We start from the raw sequence: 18,816 nt of genomic DNA on the forward strand, positions 1-18,816 counted from the left end.
ACGTGGGCGCCTCCGGCCATCAAAACACAAATTGTAGTATTTAAATCCTCGTCACAAATACAGTTCGTACTAGGATTGGATCACGGATCTGAACCTATCACGGAGCTTGCCATCGCCATGACTATCCCCAGCAACGACCTGCCCGACCTGCAAATCGACACCTCCCTCACCTCGCCAAAAGGCTCGGCCGCCGCACAGCGGGCGCTGGATTATTACTTGAAACCAGCTGTGTCCGAGGAGGTAGAAGAAGAGCGTTTTTTTGAGGTGAACCGCAACGTCAGCAGCGAGGAAGCGCTGGTGCGTGCTTCAGATCTGTTGCGCTGCGCCGCCGCCACGGCGTCCGAGTCGGCAAATAATCTGCACGGTGCCCACCGGGACCTGGCGTTTTCGACGGTGCACATGATCGATATGGCCAAGGCGTTGCTGGATCGATCCCTGGACGGGGATCATCACGGGTAAAAAAGGAGGGTATTTCGAGGGCGCGAAAAGAATTTTCCAATCGCGCAGATAAAACCATTTGACTTGCAAACGAGAATGATTATTATTGCATGCGGCTGGTCGCGAGATCAGTCGATTGTCCAAGTGACCTTAGGTCGGTCTCCTGGACTATCTCCTCATCAGGCTAATCACGGTTTTTGACCCGGCTTTTTGCCGGGTCTTTTTTTTTGCCAGTTATTCTGGCTTGACCTTCAGGCTAATGAAGTCTTTACGTGCTGCAAATTCGATGGCGCGGATGATATCAAAAGAATATCTGTTGGCAAGAGAAGCCCGGCAACATTGGCTCAAACTAACGAAAAATAGCACTTGAGAATCAATCGTACAGTCTCTAAGCTGCGTCGGCGTCAAGGAGGACGCCCCCCCCGCTACACCCCGCAATTTCCCCCGGTTTTTCCCTTCCCAGCGTGTAAAGTAGCAGCCATAAAAATCATATTCAGGAATCGACTATGACCGTGGCTAAATCCTCTTTCAGCATCAGTGCAAATTTCGACAGCGGCAATATTGAAGTGCTGGATATCAGCAATCCGTTGCAAGCACTGTTGTCCATCAAGCCGGATACCCGCAGCCAGCATTTCCAGTGGTTTCACTTCAAGGCCAGCGGTTTGCACGTCGGACAGGAACACTGGTTTAGACTCAACAATGCCAGCAGATCCTCGTACAACAAAGCCTGGGATGGTTATCAGGCAGTGGCGTCCTACGACCACGTCAACTGGTTCCGGGTGCCGACCATCTTCGAAGGCGACTGCCTGCGTTTCAGCCTCGAAGCCACGGCCACCAACGCCTGGTTTGCCTACTTCGAACCCTACAGCCGCGGTCGCCATGACTGGTTGATCGAGCAGGCGCTGACCAAGGCCGGCACCGAACTGCTGGCCACCGGCAAGAGCGTTGAAGGGCGTGACATTCAGCTGCTACGCAAAGGCACCGGAGCCGAAGGTCGGCGCAAGGTCTGGATGATTGCCCAGCAACACCCCGGCGAGCACATGGCCGAGTGGTTCATGGAAGGTGTGATCGAACGCCTGGAAAGGCACGACGATCCCGTCCTGAACAAACTGCTGGCCAGCGCCGATGTGTACCTGGTGCCTAACATGAACCCGGACGGCGCCTTTCACGGTCACCTGCGCACCAACGCCATGGGCCAGGACCTCAACCGCGCCTGGCAGAGCGCCAGCCAGGAAGTCAGTCCGGAAGTCCTGTTCGTTCAGCAGCAGATGGAAAAGTATGGTGTCGACCTATTCCTCGATATCCATGGCGATGAAGAAATCCCTTACGTGTTCACCGCCGGTTGCGAAGGCAACCCTGGTTACACGCCGCGGATCGAAAAACTCGAAGAACACTTCCGCAGTCATCTGAAGCACCTGACCAAGGATTTCCAGACCAAGCACGGCTACACCCGCGACGAGCCGGGCAAAGCCAACATGACCCTGGCGTGCAACAGCATCGGCGAGAAATTCGACTGCCTGTCGCTGACGCTGGAAATGCCGTTCAAGGACAACAATGACGCGCCGAACCCGCTGACGGGCTGGTCGGGCAAGCGGTCGAAGCAGTTGGGCAAGGATGTGCTGACGACCGTCGCGGACATGGTCGATAACTTGCGCTGATCCCCTTCAAGGGCTGCCTGCCCGGCATGCAGCCCTGCTTCATTCGGCCGCGACCCGCACGCAATCCTCCGGCCCCAACAAACGCCCGTCCTCGGCGCGCAACTCCAATGTTCGCACCGGTCGACCGTTATCTCGGTCAACCACCCGCGAATGCGCCTCCCCTTCCTCATAAAAGAACGCCTCACCCCACTGCCGCAAACCAATGATCAGCGGGAATAACCCTTTGCCCTTCTCCGTCAGCACATATTCCTGATACGCGCTGCCGTCCGATGCCGGCACCAGATCGAAAATCCCGTGGGTCACCAGCGTGCGCAATCGCGCCGAGAGAATGTTCTTCGCCATGCCCAGACTGCGCTGAAACTCGCCGAACCGACGAATGCCGTCGAATGCATCGCGCACGATCAACAACGACCACCAATCGCCAATGGCATCCAGTGAACGGGCGACCGGGCATTCGGCGCTTTGCATGCTTGTGCGTTTGGCCATGACTGCGCCCTCGAAAACAAATGTGGTTGCAATATAAAACCGGTTTACTTATCGTACAACTGGTTTTATTTAGAAACCACTTGAGGAGCCCGGCATGAAGCCCACTCAAACAACACTCAGCACCGGCGTTGTACTGCTGTTCGCCGTCGCCTGCGGCCTGGCCGTCGGCAACGTGTATTACGCGCAGCCCTTGCTCGATGCCATGGCCGAGGCGTTTGCCATGGACCCGGCCACCATCGGCATCGTCGTCACGCTGACTCAGGTCGGTTATGGCGTCGGATTATTGCTGCTGGTGCCGCTCGGCGATCTGTTGAACCGTCGACGCCTGATCGTCACGCAAACCCTGCTGTCGGCGCTGGCCTTGTTGATGATCGCGTTAGCCTCAAACAGTGCCTGGTTGTTGATGGGGATGACGTTGACCGGGTTACTGGCGGTCGTGACACAAGTGTTGGTGGCCTACGCCGCGACATTGGCCATCCCGGCGCAGCGCGGGCGCGTGGTCGGCGTGGTCACCAGCGGCATCGTCGTCGGCATTCTGCTGGCCCGGACAGTGGCGGGCGGCATGGCTGATCTGGCGGGGTGGCAGTCGATTTATCTGTTGTCGGCGGGGTTGACCCTGGTGATGGCGTTGCTGCTGTTTCGCGTGCTGCCGAAACACGAGAACACGCAACCCGCCAGTTCCTATGCGGCGTTGCTCGGCTCGGTGTTCACGTTGTTCAAGGAAGAACCGGTGCTGCGTCAACGAGCGATGCTCGCACTATTGACCTTCGCCAGCGCCATGGTGCTGTGGACGCCCATGGTGTTGCCGCTGAGTGCCCCGCCGCTGTCGTTGTCCCACACGCAAATCGGATTGTTCGGACTGGCCGGTGCTGCCGGTGCATTGGCGGCTGCACGCGCCGGGCATCTGGCCGATCGCGGTTTGGGTCAATGGACCAGCGGGTTGTCACTGTTACTGATGCTGGTTTCCTGGCTGCCGATCGCCCTGACCCAATCCTCCTTGTGGGCCTTGTTGCTGGGGGTGATTACCCTCGATCTTGGCTTGCAAGCCGTGCACGTGACCAGCCAAAGCATGATCTACAGCGTGCGCCCCGAAGCCCAAAGCCGTCTTACCGCGGGTTATATGCTGTTCTATTCGATTGGCAGCGCGCTGGGTTCGATCGGTTCGACGGCGATGTATGCGTGGGGCGGGTGGCTCGGCGTTTGCCTGCTGGGGGCAGGCATCAACGCCGTGGCGCTGGGTTATTGGTTGCTGACATTGACCTCCAAAACACCCGAACCCTGTGGCGAGGGGGCTTGCCCCCGTTCGGCGGCGCAGCCGTCGTAAACCCATTCGACTCGGTGATTCTGGAAAACCGCGTCGTTTGGGTATGGGGCTGCTGCGCAGCCCAACGGGGGCAAGCCCCCTCGCCACAATGCAATGCCTCACCACTGTGCCTCGCCAGACTTCGGGTCATCCCCGATCCTTCCCCCGCAACATGCTATCCAGCACGTCATCACGCCGCACCCAGCCGTGAAACAACGCCGCCGCCAGATGCAGCAGCACGGTCAGAAACAGCAGATATGCCAGATACCCGTGCGCTTTGCGCAGGAACGCAAACACCTGCGCATTGGCCGGCACGATCGAGGGCAATTGCAACGAACTGCTGAGCATCACCGGGTCGCCCGCTGCCGAGATCATCGCCCAACCGAGCAGCGGCAGGATAAACATCAAGGCGTACAGCAAGACGTGCGAGGCCTTGGCCGCCAGCGCCTGCCAACCCGGCAAGTCCGCGGGCAGCGGTGGTTGTCGGGTAGAAAAGCGCACGCCGAGGCGCACGATCACCAGCAATAGAATCGCAATGCCCAGCGGTTTGTGCAGATGGATCAGCCATTCATGGCGCTCTGATACAGAAGCGACCATGCCCGCGCCGATGAACAGCATGGCAATGATCATCAACGCCATCAGCCAGTGCAGCAGTCGCGCCAGTGGCGCGAAGTGGTTCGGTTGGGCGCTCATTGTTGAGCCTCCTGTTTGGCGGCAGGCAACTGGCTGACTTCACTGGTGCGGCGCAGGTAGGAACTGGCGTAGCCGGCTGAACGAGCAGCGAGCAATGGGTCGTCGGAGCCTTCGATGCCGGCGGGCAATACCAGCGGGTCGTAGTTGATGTCCCGGCATTCGCCATTAAGTTGCGGCTGGGTGCTTTCGAGCACCAGCGTGCCGGCGTTCACCACTTTGCGACCGTCGGGCCAGGTTTTGCTGGCGTCGTTCACCGGATCACCAGGGTCGGCCAACGTGATCTTGAGCTGCCAACGCAACGGTCCTGCGGCGATCCGCTGAACAAGGTCTTTCTCGAGGAAATCACCGCCCTCCGGCGCCGTAGAGCCTGCTGCATCCTGCGCCACCGGCACCATGCTCCAGCGCACCGCTTGCCGTTGCCCGGTCGCATTGACCAGGTAAAACGCATTGACGCTGTTGTAGGTTTCCGTCACGTAACTGGCGGACGGCTTGGCGGTTTTGATCCAGGCCAGGAACGGCGCGGCTTCCGGGTGCGCACCGAAGAACGCCGGCACCGCTGCCGGGTTCGGTTTGCCGGTGGCCGGGTCTGGCGACTGGGCCTGCTGCAATTGGTAGAACGCTTCGGGCGTACCCACCGGGAACACTGGCATGCTGTTCATCCCGGTGCGCCACTGCTGGCCGTTGGCCTGGGTGAAGCGCAGCGCGAGGCTGCGGATTGGCACGCTGTTGTCCGGCGCGTAAGGATTGCCGGCCGGCAACGCGAAACGTCCGACCACCGGGGTCCGCGCCTCATTGAACACCTGAGCGCTGGAATAGCTGCGCGCTTCACCGCTGCTCTCGAAGTGCCCGATCACGCACACCCCTTTGGAGTGATTACGCCGAAATCCCGGGTGCACGCCGTTGTTGGTTTCCAGCACGTTGATCAGTTTTTTCGGCGTCAGGCGCTGTGGGTCAAAGGTGCCGTTGACGTAGGCAAAAGCCCCGGCCACGACAGCGACCACCACGGCAATGCCGGCCAGGCGCAACGTCAGGCTCGCGGCACTCAAGGGTGGCCGGGTGGGCGGTGATGAGCGATCTACCATGAAAGACTCCAGGGCCATCGGCCACAAGTGAGAAGAACCAAGCAGACGCACCCCGCGCGGGTTTATTCCATCGCCCGGTATTTATTTTTGCAGGCGTGGAATAACCTCGGATGCCGGGCGTCTTTCTAGTCCGAAGCGTAGTGACTAGTCAGAACTCCATGAATGATATCGACGAACAACTGAGTGAAATCATTCCCAGATTGCGCCGGTTTGCCGTGTCGTTGACGCGCAACCCCAGCAGCGCCGACGATCTGGTGCAGTCGTGCCTTGAGCGGGCGCTGTCAAGCTGGAGCGCAAAACGCCCCGAGGGCGACTTGCGGGCCTGGCTTTTTTCGATTCTCTATCGGCAATTTCTCGACGCTCACCGACGCTCGCGGCGTTATGCGCGGATGCTCGAATTCTTTACCGGACGTGACGATACCCTGCCATCGGTAGAACGTACCGTGATCGCCCAATCGACTTTGCGGGCTTTCGATCAACTCAGCACCGAACAGCGCGCCTTGTTGCTCTGGGTGTCGGTCGAAGGCCTGAGTTACAAGGAGGTTGCCGAAATCCTCGACGTCCCCACCGGCACCGTGATGTCGCGCCTGTCCCGCGCCCGCCAGGCTTTGCGCCAACTCAGCGATGGCGAAATCACCCGCCCTTCTCTGCGGAGACTCAAATGATCAGCATGCCCCCGAGCGAGCGTGACCTGCACGCTTATGTGGACCACCAACTCAATGATGACGACCGACGCCTGGTGGAGACTTTTCTGGCCGGCAACGTGGAAATGTCTGCACAGGTCCGCGCCTGGCAGCAGGACGCCCAGCAACTGCGCGCGGCCCTCAGCGGCGCGTTGCAGCAACCGGCCAACCCGGACCTCGACCCGGTGCTGATTCGCCAGCGCCTCAAGCGACAATCTCGCCGTCACCTGGCCAGCGCTGCTGTGTTGCTGATCGCTGTGAGCCTCGGCGGAATCAGCGGTTGGCAGGCGCGGGAAATGACCCTCCTCAGCGCTGCGGCGCCGATGACCGATGCGATGCAGGCGTACCGTCTGTTTGCCCAGCAAGGCATTCTGCCGGCGGATTACAAGGTCAGCGACGATGGCGATATGCAGGGCTGGCTCGACCGCTATTTCACCCAGGCCCATCGCTTGCCGGACCTTTCCGGCGCTGGGTTCAAACCGGTCAGCGGGCGCTTGCTCAGTACCGAGCAAGGGCCGGCGGCGATGGTGGTTTATGAGGATTTGAGCGGGCATAAAGTCAGCTTCTACGTGCGCCCGCCGGGGCCGAGAAACTTCCTGCTGCCGAGGGGCAGTCGCAGTGACGGTGAATTGCAGGCTGAGTATTGGTCCGGAAGCGGATACAACTACGCGATGGTCAGCCCGAGCGATACGCCGGCGGCGCAGATGCTCAAGCAAACCGTGCAGTTCTGAACACACCCCAATCCCCTGTGGGAGCGAGCCTGCTCGCGATAGCGGTGGGTCAGTCAACATTGATTTATCTGACACACCGCTATCGCGAGCAGGCTCGCTCCCACAGGGGATTTGGGGTGGCTTCAGCCCTGCCCAAAGACTTGGGATGGCCGGCGCAACAGCGGATCAAACGGATTGATCCGCGGTCCGATCAGCGCCGCTTCGCGCTTGAGCATGTCCACCACCGTCGGCAAGCGATCCGGCCCCAATCGATCACTCACGGTAGCGACACTCAACGCCGCCACCGCACGCCCTTCACGATCAAGAATCGGCACCGCCACGCCGGCCATGCCCTGCAACACGCCGGTGTTGCGCCCGGCGTAACCGAGGGCGCGCACGTTCTCGACTTCCGAGCGCAGGAACACCTCGTCATACAGGTGAAAATCCTTCAGCCGCGGCAAGTTGTAATGAATCACCGTGTCGCGCTCCTCTACCGGCAGGAATGCCAGGATCGCCAGGCTGCCCTGCCCCACACCCAACGCCACCCGCCCGCCGATGTCGCCGGTAAACGTACGGATCGGAAACGGCCCTTCACTGCGGTCCAGGCAGATCGCATCAAAACCACTGCGCGCCAGCAAAAACAACGAATCCCCCAACGAGGCCGATAGCCGCAGCAACGACGGCCGCACCAGCTCGCGCAGGTTTCCGGTGTTGCCCGCACGCGCCGCCAGCGCAAAAAAATCCAGGCTCAGGCGATAGCGTTTGCTGCGCACGTCCTGCTCGACCATGCCCTCGTCCATAAGGCTGCGCAGCAAGCGGTGCGTGGTCGGTTGCGACAAACCGATGCGCTGGGCCAATTGCGTCACACGCTCGCCGCCCTCGACGGTGTCACCCAGGCTGCGCAACACGGCGAACAGTCTTGAGACGGCACCGACACCGACTTCATTTTTGTTTTCATTCCGCTCAATGGAATCAGTCATATCATTTCTCGATGATTAATTTACTCACTGAATGAAACTGAAAATAACCATCGATTCAGTGAAATAGGCCATTGAGCCCATCCTAGTCTTCGTCCTAATCTGCGTCCACAGGGGCGATTCGAACAACAGCGGCAGCCGACCCAAGTCGAGCGCCAACGCACCCCGCAACACCTTTCGTATCTGCCCATACAAAAAAGCGCGACCTCAGGCCGCGCATAACAATCTCAGGTGGAGCGCAGTTATGGCTTTTGTGCAACTTGAAGGACTCGGCAAACGTTACGGCGAGATCGACGCCGTCGTCGCCACTCACCTCTCGGTCGAGAAAGGTGAGTTCGTTTCCCTGCTCGGCCCCTCCGGCTGTGGCAAAACCACCACCCTGCAAATGATCGCCGGCTTCGTCGAAGTCACCAGCGGGCGCATTCTGCTCGACGGTCGCGACATCACCCACGCCAAACCCGCCAGCCGTGGCTTGGGCGTGGTGTTCCAGAGTTACGCGCTGTTCCCGCACATGACCGTCAAAGACAACGTCGCCTTCGGCCTGCGCATGCGCAAAGTGCCCAACGGCGAGCTGCAGCAGCGCGTGGATCGGGTGCTGAAACTGGTGCGTCTGGACCAGCACGCCGAGCGTTACCCACGAGAATTGTCCGGCGGTCAGCGCCAGCGTGTTGCCCTGGCCCGAGCGCTGGTGATCGAACCGCCGGTGCTGCTGCTCGACGAGCCGCTGTCCAACCTCGACGCCAATCTGCGCGAAGAGATGCAGTTCGAGATCCGCCGCATCCAGCGCGAAGTCGGGATCACCACGTTGATGGTCACCCACGACCAGTCCGAAGCGCTGTCCATCAGCGATCGCGTGGTGGTGATGCAGGCCGGGCGCATCACCCAGATCGACGCGCCCTACACCCTTTACGAACACCCGCGCACCGAATTCATTTCCGGCTTCGTCGGCAAGGCCAATCTGCTGCCCGGCGAGCGTGACAGTGCAGGTGTGGTTCAGGTGCGCAGCGGCGGTGAACTGACCCTCAGCCTGCGCCCGGAAAAAATCGATCTGCGGGAAAAAGATCACGGCCGTCTGCAAGGCAGGATCGTCAGCCGCTTCTTCCTCGGCAGCCAATGGCTCTACGGCGTCTCCACGACCCTGGGCGAACTCTGCGTGGTGCGCCGCAACGATGGCTCGGCGCCGATGAACGAAGGCACGGCCGTCGGCCTCGACTGGGACGCGGCGCTGCTGCGGGTGCTGAGTGTCGACGAGGTGTCGGCATGAGTACGCTCGTCGCCCTTCGCCAGGGACGCCAGGGTTACCTTTTGTCGGCACCGGCCCTGGCGTTGTACGTCAGCCTGCTGGTGATCCCGCTGCTGCTGACGCTGGTGTTGTCGTTCAATGTCTTCGACTACAGCTCGGGCATCAACGGTGACGCCTACACCGTCGACCATTACAGCAGCCTGCTGGGTGACCCGTACTTCTACGAAATTTTCCTGCGCACATTCTGGATCAGCGCCCTGACCACCCTGCTCTGCGTGGTTATCGGCGTGCCCGAGGCCTACATCCTCAGCCGAATGGGCGCGCCATGGCGCTCGATTTTCCTGATTCTGATCCTCACGCCGTTGCTGATTTCGGTGGTGGTGCGCGCCTTCGGCTGGAGCCTGTTGCTCGGCGCCGACGGCCTGGTCAACCAGACCCTGCAAGCCTTCGGTGGCTCACCGATGAAGCTGCTCTACACGCCGTTCGCGGTGGTGATTGCGCTGGTCCACGTGATGCTGCCGTTCATGATCATTCCGGTCTGGACCTCGCTGCAGAAACTCGACCCCGCCGCCGAGCAAGCCGCGCTGTCCCTCGGTGCCAGCCACTTCACGGTGATGCGCAAAGTAGTGCTGCCGCAAATCATGCCCGGCGTGCTCTCCGGCACCTTGATCGTGTTCGGCCTCGCCGCCAGCTCCTTCGCCATTCCCGGCCTGCTCGGCGGGCGCCGCATAAAGATGGTCGCCACGCTGATCTACGACCAGTACCTGTCGGAGCTCAACTGGCCGATGGGCGCGGCCATCGCCGTCGCGCTGCTGTTGCTCAACCTGCTGATCATGCTGTCGTGGAACCGGATGATCGAAGGCCGCTACAAGAAGTCATTGGGATAACTCGTCATGTCCAAGAACGGTCCTTTTGCCCTGCTGTTCCATACCCTGGTGGTGCTGTTCATGCTCGCGCCGCTGGTGGTGGTGTGCCTCGTCGCGTTCACTCCGGAAAACACCCTGAGCCTGCCGACCACGGAGTTTTCCCTGCGCTGGTTCCGCGCAGTGTTCGAGCGCGCCGACTTTGTCGATGCGTTCTACAACAGCCTGATCCTGGCGTTCAGCGCGGCCAGTCTGGCGACGCTGATTGCGGTGCCGGCAGCGCTGGCGATCACCCGTTTCGAGTTTCCCGGACGGGACTTTTTCAACGGGCTGTTCCTGTCGCCGATCATCATTCCGCACTTGGTGCTGGGTGTCGCGCTGCTGCGGTTGTTTGCGCTGATGGGCGTCAACGGCAGCTTCGCCTGGCTGATTTTCGCCCACGTGCTGGTGATCACGCCGTATGTGCTGCGTCTGGTGCTGGCGTCGGCCATCGGCCTGGATCGCAGCGCCGAACACGCCGCGCAATCGCTGGGTGCCGGGCGCTTCACGCTGTTCCGCCGAATCACCTTGCCGATGATTCTGCCGGGGGTCGCCGGTGGCTGGCTGCTGGCATTTATCAACAGTTTCGACGAAGTGACGCTGTCGATCTTCGTCACCTCGCCGGCCACGCAAACCTTGCCGGTGCGCATGTACGTGTACGCCACCGAATCCATCGATCCGATGATGGCGGCGGTGTCGGCCCTGGTGATTGCGCTGACCGCGCTGACCATGATTCTGCTCGATCGGGTGTACGGCCTGGATCGGGTTCTGGTGGGTAAACAATGAGGGCGCCATGGCTCTGCTGAAACGACTGGCCGAAGGCGACCGCCCGGCCCTGGACTTCACCCTCGACGGCCAACCGGCCAGCGGGCTGCTCGGCGACACCGTGCTGACTGCGGTGCTGACCTGCAGCGAGCATTTGCGCGGCAGCGATTTCAGTGCCGAGCCTCGCGCCGGGTTTTGTTTGATGGGGGCATGTCAGGACTGCTGGGTTCGGCTGGGCGATGGCCGGCGGGTGCGCGCGTGTTCGACGTTGCTCGAAGCCGGAGAGCAAATCAGTCGTGAACCGGGGCGTTGCCTATGAACACACCTTTCAACTGCCCACCCCCAATCCCCTGTGGGAGCGAGCCTGCTCGCGATTACGGAGTGTCAGTCACCATCATTTTTGACTGTGCCACCGTCATCGCCAGCAGGCTGGCTCCCACAGGGATTCAGCGGCGGTCGGCTAAAGGGTGGTGGGTATGAAGTCTGTCGTGATCATCGGTGCCGGCCCAGCCGGGATTCGTGCTGCGCAAACGCTGGTGGCGCATGGTGTGCGCCCGGTTTTGCTGGACGAAGCCGCTCGCGGCGGCGGGCAGATTTATCGGCGTCAGCCGGCGAATTTCAAACGCTCGGCGCTCAAGCTGTATGGCTTTGAAGCGCGCAAGGCGAAGGCGTTGCATCAAACGATTGATGAGTTGCGCGAGCAGCTCGATTACCGTTCCGACACCCTGGTGTGGAACGCCGAAGACGGTGCACTCGACACCTTGCACGAGAGCCGCGCCGCACGATTGGAATTCTCTCGGGTGATCGTCGCCACCGGCGCCACCGACCGGATTTTGCCGGTGCCGGGCTGGACGTTGCCGGGTGTCTATAGCCTCGGCGCCGCGCAGATCGCCCTGAAATTCCAGGGCTGCGCCATCGGTGAACGGGTGGTGTTCGCCGGCAGCGGACCGTTGCTGTATCTGGTGGCGTATCAATACGCCAAGGCCGGCGCGAAGGTGGTTGCGGTACTCGACAGTTCGCCGTTCAGCGCTCAGGCCCGCGCCCTGCCCGGCCTGCTGTGGCAACCGGCCACATTGGCCAAAGGCATTTATTACCGCAGCTGGCTGACCGCTCACGGCATCCCGGTGCATCAGGGCGCAACCTTGAAACGCATCAACGGCGAACAACGGGTGCAGTCGCTGAGCTGGTCCAACTCAAGCGGCGAGCATCCGCTGGACTGTGATGCGGTGGCATTCGCCCACGGTCTGCGCAGCGAAACCCAACTCGCCGATCTGCTCGGCTGCGCATTCGCCTGGAACCCGCTCAACCGCGCCTGGCTGCCACAACGCGACGGCGCCGGTCGCAGCAGTGTCGCCGAGGTTTATCTGGCCGGTGACGGTGCCGGCATCATGGGCGCCGACGCGGCGGAAATGGCCGGCGAACGGGCTGCCCTCGCCTTGCTCGAAGACAACGGTTACCCGATCGCGCCGCAGCGTTGCGTGCAATTGGAGCAGGCACTTGGACGGATCGATACCTTTCGCCATGGCCTGGAACGCGCTTTCGTATTCCCGCAAAACTGGGCGGCCGACACCGCTGACGACGTGATGATCTGCCGCTGCGAAGAAGTGCGCGCCGGTGACATCCGCGAAGTGGTGCGTGAAGGCCATTGGGAAATCAATCGGGTCAAGGCCCATTGCCGGGTCGGCATGGGCCGTTGCCAGGGTCGGATGTGTGGTGCCGCGGCCGCGGAAATCATCGCCTGCGAAAGTCAGCGGGCGGTGTCCGACATCGGTCGACTGCGGGCGCAGGCACCGATCAAACCGTTGCCGTTTGGTCTGGAGATCGAGCCATGATCGAGGTCGATGCAGTGATCATTGGCGGCGGCATTGTCGGTGCTTCCGCCGCGCTTTTCCTGAGCCAGGCGGGTCGTCGCGTGGCGCTGCTGGAGCGGGATTTTTGCGGCTCGCATTCCAGCGGCGTGAACTACGGCGGCGTGCGCCGTCAGGGTCGACCGCTGTCGCAATTGCCGCTGTCGCAACGGGCCCACGAGATCTGGGGCCGGTTGCCGCAGTTGATCGGCATCGACGGCGAATATCAACGCAGCGGCCACTTGAAACTGGCGCGCAGCCTCGATGACCTGCGCGCGTTGCAGGACTATGCCGCCAGCAGTCAGGGCTTTGGCCTCAATTTGCAGGTACTTGATCGCAGTGAGTTACGCACGCGTTTTCCGTGGGTCGGCGAGGTGGCGGTCGGCGCCTCGTTTTGTCCGGATGACGGTCACGCCAACCCGCGCCTGGTATCGCCAGCGTTTGCCCGTGCAGCACGGCGCCACGGCGCGCAGGTGCATGAACAATGCGCGGTGGGCGCGGTGGAGCACGACGGCCAGCGTTTTCACGTCAGCACTCAAAACGGTCTCGAACTGCGGGCACCCTGGGTGTTGAACTGCGCGGGCGCGTGGGCGGGAAAACTGGCCGGGCAATTCGGTGACCCCGTGCCGATGCACGCCGGGCACCCGGCGATGCTGGTCACCGAGCCCTTGCCGTGGGTGATGAACGCCAGCACCGGTGTCGAAGGCGGTGGCATCTATGCGCGCCAGGTCGCGCGCGGCAATTGTGTATTGGGCGGCGGTCAGGGGTTTGCCCTCGACGACGCCCGCGCCCGCCCCGGTCAACACGCGGTGATCGAGATCCTGCGCCAGGCCGTCGAGCTCTACCCGTTTCTTGAAGGCGCCCAGGCGATTCGTACCTGGAGCGGCACCGAAGGTTACTTGCCCGATCACCAGCCGGTGATCGGGCACAGTGGCACTCAACCCGGTCTGTTGCATGCGTTCGGCTTTGCCGGCGCAGGTTTCCAGATCGGTCCTGCGGTGGGCCAGGCGCTCACCGAGATCATCTGCAGCGGCGCCTCAACCACGTCGCTGGATGCGTTTTCCATCACCCGGTTTCACTCCATCTCCGTTGCTTGATAGAGGAAGGTCGCGCCAATGAATAACGTCAAACGCACTGCACTGCTCGGTATGTCCTGCTTGGGCGCCCTGCTCACGGTCACCCAGGCCCAGGCCCAGGCCGAGCCGACGCTTTACCTCGGCATGAACGGCGGGACCATGGAGCGGCTCTACGCCGACAAGGTGCTGCCGGTTTTCGAGAAAGCCAACAACGTCAAAGTGGTGATTGTGCCGGGCACCTCTGCCGATATCCTGGCCAAGGTCCAGGCCAGCAAAGGCAACCCGCAGATGCACGTGATGTTCCTCGACGACGGCATCATGTACCGCGCCATCGCCATGGGCCTGTGCGACAAACTTGAGGACAGCCCGCCCCTGGCGCAGATTCCGGCCAAGGGCCGCATCAAGGACCAGGCCGTGGCCGTCAGCCTCGGCGTCACGGGACTGGCGTACAACACGCGTCTGTTCAAGGAAAAAGGCTGGGCCGCGCCGACCTCGTGGATGGACATGGCCGACCCGCGTTTCAAGGACAAACTGGTGTTCCAGTCGATGGCCTCTTCGACCTTCGGCCTGCACGGTTTCCTGATGTTCAACCGGATTCAGGGCGGCAGCGAAACCGACGTCGAGCCGGGTTTCAAGGCCTGGCCGAACACCATCGGGCGCAACGTGCTGGAATACATTCCGAGCTCGGCGAAGATTTCCGAAATGCTCCAGACCGACGAAGCGGCGCTGTTCCCGCTGACACCGACTCAAGTGACGGCCCTGAAACTCAAAGGCATGCCGGTCGAGTACGCACAACCGAAAGAAGGCGCGGTGGTACTCAACGTCGCCGAATGCGCCATCGCCAACAACACCCAACCGGAACTGGCGCAGAAACTCGCCGCGTTTCTCCTGACACCCGACGCACAAGCCGCCGCGCTTGAAGACGGCGATCAGATCCCGTCCAACCCGAACACCCCGACTACCGACAAGACTCGCGGCCAGGTCGAGGCGATGAAGCAGTACCTGCAAACGGCGATTGCGATCGACTGGGATCAGGTCAACGAACAGCGCCCGGCGTGGAATGCGCGGTGGAATCGCAGTATCGAGCGGTAGTTCTCCGATAGAGCAAACGCAACAAAACCCTGTGGGAGCGAGCCGGCTCCGGGCGGCGTTCCGACGATAGGGCAGTGTCAGTCAGTAATGTTGTGGCTGACCCACCGCCATCGCGAGCAGGCTCCCACAGGTTTCGCGTCAAACCCCACATCCTGCAACGCCCGTTTTGCGTCCCGCACTTGTCTACACAACTGGAAGCAAAATTCCGGTATTGGTTACACTACGCCGCCGCAGCTCGGGGAGCCTGCCTGACGATAACGGGGTGATATCAGTGGCCGTTCGACCGCCTGACCGTTCGCGGTTCACACCACGCTGGCCCGCGCTGCGCCGCCTCTTCGGCAAGGTATCGACCGCCTCCGCCAGTCATTCCGCGACGGGGCGTGCCGTCCACGACTACTTTCGCCACAAGGCCCATTCCCAGGGTTACACACTCAGCCACAGCCAACAGCGCGTGATCGACTGCATGGCGCAACACGCCACGGCGCTGCTTGGCCCGTCGGCGAAACCACTGCCGGGTCTTTACTTGCATGGCGCCGTCGGTCGCGGCAAGAGCTGGTTGCTCGACGGTTTTTTCCAGGGGCTGCCCATCGCGGAAAAACAGCGTCTGCACTTTCATGAGTTTTTTGCCCGACTGCACCAGGGCATGTTCAGTCATCGCGACCACCCTGATGCACTGGCGACAACGCTGGACGAGCTGCTGAGCGATTGCCGGGTGCTGTGTTTCGACGAGTTTCATGTCCATGACATCGGCGACGCAATGCTCATTACGCGGCTGTTCAAGGCGCTGTTCCGCCGCGGCATCCTGCTGCTGGTCACGTCGAATTACCCGCCCGAAGGCTTACTGCCCAACCCGCTCTACCATGCGCGTTTCAAACCGGTGATCGATCTGATCAACGCCCGCATGCAAGTGATGGAAGTCGGCGGCCCTCACGATTACCGCAGCCAGGCGAGAACCCACGCCCAGCAGCTGTTTACCCAGGGCCACTACGTATGGCCGGCCACTGTGGCGCAGCGTCAGGCATTGAACCTGCCCGAGCCCGACGCGCCAACCATCGCGTTACCCGTCGGCACCCGGCATCTTCCAGCCCGCTACTGCGAAGGACGAACCATCGGTTTCACCTTCGCCGACCTGTGCGACCACCCCACCGCTGTCATGGATTACCTGGAACTGTGCCGGCGATTCGATCACTGGATCATCGACAAACTGCCCAACCTCGCCGACTGCTCGATCGGCGCGCAGCAGCGCTTCATCAATCTGGTGGACGTTTTGTACGACCAGGACAAGCATCTGATCCTGCTGGGCCACCGGTCGTTGCACGAAAACCTGGGCGGCGATGCCATTGATCTGGCGCGCACCCGCAGCCGGCTGGGGCAGTTGGTGGAAGTCAGGGAACCGGTTTAAACACAGCATTGGCGGTGCAGCGCCTACCGTCATCGCGAGCAGGCTCGCTCCCACACTGGATTTGTGAACACAGGTCAATTGTGGAGCGAGCCTGCTCGCGATGAGGCCCTGACAGTCGCCGCATCTTTACCGCTATCATGTCGCCCTTTTTCAGGCCCCCGCGCCCTACCCTCGATCTATAGCGAATCTGTTCATGGATACCCTTGCGCAACTGCGCGCCGGCCTGCTGGCTGGCACCACTCGCCTGGACCTGGCCGCCGGTCTGACGGAATTCCCCCGGGAAATCCTCGACCTCGCGGACTCGCTCGAGGTGCTCAACCTCAGTGGCAACGCCTTGAGTAGCCTGCCGGACGACTTTCACCGCCTGACCCGTTTGCGCGTGTTGTTCTGCGACCGCAACCACTTCAGCAAACTGCCCGCCTGCCTTGGCCAGTGCGCCGCGCTGACCATGCTCGGGTTCAAGTCCAACCGCATCGAAACCGTACCGGGCGCTGCGCTGCCACCGCTGTTGCGCTGGCTGATCCTCACCGACAACCGCATCAGTGAACTGCCCACCGAACTGGGTGAGCGCCCGTTCCTGCAAAAGTTGATGCTGGCCGGCAATCAACTGCAGCGCTTGCCCGAGAGCCTGAGCAATTGCCATCGCCTCGAGCTGACCCGCATCGCCGCCAACCAGTTGACCGAACTGCCGGAATGGCTGCTGACCCTGCCGAGCCTGACCTGGCTGGCTTACGCCGGTAATCCGCTGGAAACAGAGGCGGATGCGGCCGCGCTCGATGCCACGCCGACGATTCCCTGGTCGCAGCTCAGTCTGGAACAACAATTGGGCGAAGGCGCTTCCGGGGTCATTTACCAAGCATTGTGGAAGCAGACAACGCCGGTCGCGGTCAAACTCTACAAGGGCGAAATGACCAGCGATGGCTCGCCGCTGCACGAAATGAACGCCTGCATGACCGCCGGCCTACACCCTAACCTGATCCGGGTTGAAGGACGGATCATCGAGCACCCGCAGGCGCAAGCCGGGTTGGTCATGGAGCTGATCGAACCGAGTTATCGCAACCTCGCCGGGTTGCCGAGCCTGGCGTCCTGCAGTCGCGATGTCTACGCCAGCGAGACCCGGTTCAGTGCCGGCGTGGCCTTGCGAATCGCCTGTGGCATCGCGTCGGTGGCCGAGCATCTGCACCGTCAGGGCATCACCCACGGCGACCTCTATGGCCACAACATTCTGTGGAACGAGCACGGTGATTGCCTGTTGGGGGACTTTGGCGCAGCGTCTTTCCATTCGACGGCGGACAGCCTTGAAAGCCGCGCATTGCAACGGATCGAGGTGCGTGCGTTTGGCGTTCTATTGGGGGAACTGCTGGAGCGGATCGACTCGGGGTTGAGCGATGAGGTGCTTGAGCGACTAGAGGATTTGCAGCAACGCTGCTGTCAGCCGGATGTGCTGGCGCGGCCGGGGTTCAGCGAAATTGTGCGGGAGTTGGCCAGGTTCGACTGAAGGCAAATACAAAACCTGTGGCGAGGGGGCTTGCTCCCGTTCGGTTGCGCAGCAGCCGCCGCTTTGGGGACGGCTTCGCCGTCCAGCGGGAGCAAGCTCCCTCGCCACAAGCAAGCTCCCTCGCCACAAATCAGATCTCAAGCGATTCGGCTTAACCCGCCAACCCGACAAACATGTCCTGCACATCATCGTGGTTATCGAGGCCTTCGAGGAAGGCTTCAACTTCGGCCATCTGCTCGTCGCTCAAGCCACTGACCGGGTTCTTCGGCTTGTAACCCAGCTTCGCCGACAACACGGTGAAACCCTGCTCAGGCAAGGCTTTCTGTACCGAATCCAGGTCAGTCGCTTCGGTGATGAACAAGGTCGCGCCGTCGTCGGCAGGTTCGAAATCCTGTGCACCGGCTTCAATGGCAGCCATTTCCGGATCGGCATCCGGGCTGTCCGGGGACGCCTCGATCATGCCCACATGGTCGAAATCCCAGGCCACGGAACCGGAAGCGCCGAGCTGGCCCTTGCGGAATGCAACGCGGATTTCCGCGACGGTGCGGTTGATGTTGTCGGTCACGCATTCAACGATCAGCGGCACCTGGTGCGGCGCGAACCCTTCGTAGGTCACGCGATGGTATTGCACGGTTTCGCCGAGCTGGCCGGAGCCTTTCTTGATCGCACGTTCCAGGGTTTCGCGGGGCATCGAAGCCTTTTTCGCCTGTTCGACCACCAGACGCAGATGTGCGTTGGTGGCGGTATCGGCACCGTTGCGCGCAGCGATGGTGATTTCTTTCACCAGTTTGCCGAAGATCTTGCCCTTGGCATTGGCTGCCGCTTCTTTGTGTTTAACCTTCCACTGTGCGCCCATTACTCACTCTCTTATCTGTGGCGCCGAGACATCTATTGGCCGACGCTTTGTGCAAGTTTATACGGCCTAAAGTTGGCAATCGACCAAAAAATCGATGCCGTCGAA

At 61.4% G+C, this 18,816-nt stretch carries 19 protein-coding genes; 14 read left to right on the forward strand and 5 right to left on the reverse strand.

The features are described 5' to 3' along the window. The first annotated feature begins 117 nt into the window (after nucleotides 1-117). Complete coding sequence (locus tag ACA066_RS19250) at nucleotides 118-459, forward strand: DUF6124 family protein (RefSeq protein WP_497696210.1); 342 nt, start codon at nucleotides 118-120, stop codon at nucleotides 457-459. A 485-nt stretch (nucleotides 460-944) separates the two neighbouring features. After that, nucleotides 945-2,096 (forward strand): M14 family metallopeptidase, encoded by a 1,152-nt coding sequence (locus ACA066_RS19255; RefSeq protein WP_497696211.1) that lies wholly within the window; start codon nucleotides 945-947, stop codon nucleotides 2,094-2,096. Nucleotides 2,097-2,135: 39 nt separating this feature from the next. On the opposite strand, the gene ACA066_RS19260 is transcribed toward ACA066_RS19255, so the two are convergent. Further along, nucleotides 2,136-2,582 (reverse strand): winged helix-turn-helix transcriptional regulator, encoded by a 447-nt coding sequence (locus ACA066_RS19260; protein WP_497696212.1) that lies wholly within the window; start codon nucleotides 2,580-2,582, stop codon nucleotides 2,136-2,138. A 94-nt stretch (nucleotides 2,583-2,676) separates the two neighbouring features. Between ACA066_RS19260 and ACA066_RS19265 the strand changes: the two genes are divergently transcribed. Then, entirely contained in the window at nucleotides 2,677-3,906 is a 1,230-nt protein-coding gene (locus tag ACA066_RS19265) for an MFS transporter (protein ID WP_497696213.1), read from the forward strand. Nucleotides 3,907-4,032: 126 nt separating this feature from the next. Here ACA066_RS19265 and ACA066_RS19270 read toward each other — a convergent pair whose 3' ends face one another. Further along, entirely contained in the window at nucleotides 4,033-4,578 is a 546-nt protein-coding gene (locus ACA066_RS19270) for a cytochrome b (RefSeq protein ID WP_497696214.1), read from the reverse strand. Further along, nucleotides 4,575-5,660, reverse strand: a complete 1,086-nt coding sequence (locus ACA066_RS19275; RefSeq protein ID WP_497696215.1) for a catalase family peroxidase — start codon at nucleotides 5,658-5,660, stop codon at nucleotides 4,575-4,577. Before ACA066_RS19275 ends, ACA066_RS19270 begins: the two co-directional genes overlap by 4 nt. A gap of 158 nt (nucleotides 5,661-5,818) precedes the next feature. Between ACA066_RS19275 and ACA066_RS19280 the strand changes: the two genes are divergently transcribed. Both ACA066_RS19280 and ACA066_RS19285 read left to right on the forward strand, forming a co-directional pair. Then, nucleotides 5,819-6,325, forward strand: a complete 507-nt coding sequence (locus ACA066_RS19280) for an RNA polymerase sigma factor (RefSeq protein ID WP_497696216.1) — start codon at nucleotides 5,819-5,821, stop codon at nucleotides 6,323-6,325. Next, a complete protein-coding gene (locus tag ACA066_RS19285) occupies nucleotides 6,322-7,074 on the forward strand; it encodes an anti-sigma factor family protein (protein ID WP_497696217.1) in 753 nt (250 codons plus the stop codon). Before ACA066_RS19280 ends, ACA066_RS19285 begins: the two co-directional genes overlap by 4 nt. A 122-nt stretch (nucleotides 7,075-7,196) precedes the next feature. Here the strand turns inward: ACA066_RS19285 and ACA066_RS19290 are convergent, their stop codons facing one another. Continuing rightward, nucleotides 7,197-8,033 carry an IclR family transcriptional regulator gene (locus tag ACA066_RS19290; RefSeq protein ID WP_497696218.1) on the reverse strand — a complete coding sequence of 279 codons (837 nt, stop codon included), beginning with the start codon at nucleotides 8,031-8,033 and terminating at the stop codon, nucleotides 7,197-7,199. 241 nt (nucleotides 8,034-8,274) lie between these two features. Between ACA066_RS19290 and ACA066_RS19295 the strand changes: the two genes are divergently transcribed. From ACA066_RS19295 to ACA066_RS19335, 9 genes are all read left to right on the forward strand, one after another. After that, the gene (locus tag ACA066_RS19295; protein ID WP_497696219.1) at nucleotides 8,275-9,294 is read left to right on the forward strand and encodes an ABC transporter ATP-binding protein; all 1,020 of its coding nucleotides are present in this window, start codon (nucleotides 8,275-8,277) and stop codon (nucleotides 9,292-9,294) included. After that, the gene (locus ACA066_RS19300) at nucleotides 9,291-10,160 is read left to right on the forward strand and encodes an ABC transporter permease (protein WP_497696220.1); all 870 of its coding nucleotides are present in this window, start codon (nucleotides 9,291-9,293) and stop codon (nucleotides 10,158-10,160) included. The genes ACA066_RS19295 and ACA066_RS19300 overlap by 4 nt, the downstream gene beginning before the upstream one ends. Before the next feature lie 6 nt (nucleotides 10,161-10,166). Next, nucleotides 10,167-10,961, forward strand: coding sequence for an ABC transporter permease (locus tag ACA066_RS19305; protein ID WP_497696221.1), 795 nt, complete (start codon nucleotides 10,167-10,169; stop codon nucleotides 10,959-10,961). A gap of 7 nt (nucleotides 10,962-10,968) precedes the next feature. Continuing rightward, nucleotides 10,969-11,259: a (2Fe-2S)-binding protein gene (locus ACA066_RS19310; protein ID WP_497696222.1), complete on the forward strand. Its 291-nt coding sequence runs from the start codon at nucleotides 10,969-10,971 to the stop codon at nucleotides 11,257-11,259. Between the two features lie 157 nt (nucleotides 11,260-11,416). Further along, nucleotides 11,417-12,772, forward strand: coding sequence for an FAD/NAD(P)-dependent oxidoreductase (locus ACA066_RS19315; protein ID WP_497696223.1), 1,356 nt, complete (start codon nucleotides 11,417-11,419; stop codon nucleotides 12,770-12,772). After that, nucleotides 12,769-13,884 (forward strand): NAD(P)/FAD-dependent oxidoreductase, encoded by a 1,116-nt coding sequence (locus ACA066_RS19320; RefSeq protein WP_497696224.1) that lies wholly within the window; start codon nucleotides 12,769-12,771, stop codon nucleotides 13,882-13,884. Before ACA066_RS19315 ends, ACA066_RS19320 begins: the two co-directional genes overlap by 4 nt. Nucleotides 13,885-13,902: 18 nt before the next feature. Further along, the gene (locus tag ACA066_RS19325) at nucleotides 13,903-14,955 is read left to right on the forward strand and encodes an ABC transporter substrate-binding protein (RefSeq protein WP_497696225.1); all 1,053 of its coding nucleotides are present in this window, start codon (nucleotides 13,903-13,905) and stop codon (nucleotides 14,953-14,955) included. 271 nt (nucleotides 14,956-15,226) lie between these two features. Beyond that, the gene (gene zapE, locus ACA066_RS19330; RefSeq protein ID WP_497696226.1) at nucleotides 15,227-16,357 is read left to right on the forward strand and encodes a cell division protein ZapE; all 1,131 of its coding nucleotides are present in this window, start codon (nucleotides 15,227-15,229) and stop codon (nucleotides 16,355-16,357) included. Nucleotides 16,358-16,550: 193 nt separating this feature from the next. Continuing rightward, entirely contained in the window at nucleotides 16,551-17,855 is a 1,305-nt protein-coding gene (locus tag ACA066_RS19335) for a protein kinase (RefSeq protein ID WP_497696227.1), read from the forward strand. A 151-nt stretch (nucleotides 17,856-18,006) separates the two neighbouring features. On the opposite strand, the gene ACA066_RS19340 is transcribed toward ACA066_RS19335, so the two are convergent. Beyond that, a complete protein-coding gene (locus tag ACA066_RS19340) occupies nucleotides 18,007-18,711 on the reverse strand; it encodes a YebC/PmpR family DNA-binding transcriptional regulator (RefSeq protein WP_008029612.1) in 705 nt (234 codons plus the stop codon). Between the last annotated feature and the right edge of the window lie 105 nt (nucleotides 18,712-18,816).

This window comes from Pseudomonas sp. LBUM1651, from assembly GCF_059716135.1.

Bases quoted from the DNA above. Each gene is read 5' to 3' on its own strand.
- ACA066_RS19250 (WP_497696210.1), top strand. From the start codon at position 118: ATGACTATCCCCAGCAACGACCTGCCCGACCTGCAAATCGACACCTCC.
- ACA066_RS19255 (WP_497696211.1), top strand. From the start codon at position 945: ATGACCGTGGCTAAATCCTCTTTCAGCATCAGTGCAAATTTCGACAGC.
- ACA066_RS19260 (WP_497696212.1), bottom strand. From the start codon at position 2,582: ATGGCCAAACGCACAAGCATGCAAAGCGCCGAATGCCCGGTCGCCCGT.
- ACA066_RS19265 (WP_497696213.1), top strand. From the start codon at position 2,677: ATGAAGCCCACTCAAACAACACTCAGCACCGGCGTTGTACTGCTGTTC.
- ACA066_RS19270 (WP_497696214.1), bottom strand. From the start codon at position 4,578: ATGAGCGCCCAACCGAACCACTTCGCGCCACTGGCGCGACTGCTGCAC.
- ACA066_RS19275 (WP_497696215.1), bottom strand. From the start codon at position 5,660: ATGGTAGATCGCTCATCACCGCCCACCCGGCCACCCTTGAGTGCCGCG.
- ACA066_RS19280 (WP_497696216.1), top strand. From the start codon at position 5,819: ATGAATGATATCGACGAACAACTGAGTGAAATCATTCCCAGATTGCGC.
- ACA066_RS19285 (WP_497696217.1), top strand. From the start codon at position 6,322: ATGATCAGCATGCCCCCGAGCGAGCGTGACCTGCACGCTTATGTGGAC.
- ACA066_RS19290 (WP_497696218.1), bottom strand. From the start codon at position 8,033: ATGACTGATTCCATTGAGCGGAATGAAAACAAAAATGAAGTCGGTGTC.
- ACA066_RS19295 (WP_497696219.1), top strand. From the start codon at position 8,275: ATGGCTTTTGTGCAACTTGAAGGACTCGGCAAACGTTACGGCGAGATC.
- ACA066_RS19300 (WP_497696220.1), top strand. From the start codon at position 9,291: ATGAGTACGCTCGTCGCCCTTCGCCAGGGACGCCAGGGTTACCTTTTG.
- ACA066_RS19305 (WP_497696221.1), top strand. From the start codon at position 10,167: ATGTCCAAGAACGGTCCTTTTGCCCTGCTGTTCCATACCCTGGTGGTG.
- ACA066_RS19310 (WP_497696222.1), top strand. From the start codon at position 10,969: ATGGCTCTGCTGAAACGACTGGCCGAAGGCGACCGCCCGGCCCTGGAC.
- ACA066_RS19315 (WP_497696223.1), top strand. From the start codon at position 11,417: ATGAAGTCTGTCGTGATCATCGGTGCCGGCCCAGCCGGGATTCGTGCT.
- ACA066_RS19320 (WP_497696224.1), top strand. From the start codon at position 12,769: ATGATCGAGGTCGATGCAGTGATCATTGGCGGCGGCATTGTCGGTGCT.
- ACA066_RS19325 (WP_497696225.1), top strand. From the start codon at position 13,903: ATGAATAACGTCAAACGCACTGCACTGCTCGGTATGTCCTGCTTGGGC.
- ACA066_RS19335 (WP_497696227.1), top strand. From the start codon at position 16,551: ATGGATACCCTTGCGCAACTGCGCGCCGGCCTGCTGGCTGGCACCACT.
- ACA066_RS19340 (WP_008029612.1), bottom strand. From the start codon at position 18,711: ATGGGCGCACAGTGGAAGGTTAAACACAAAGAAGCGGCAGCCAATGCC.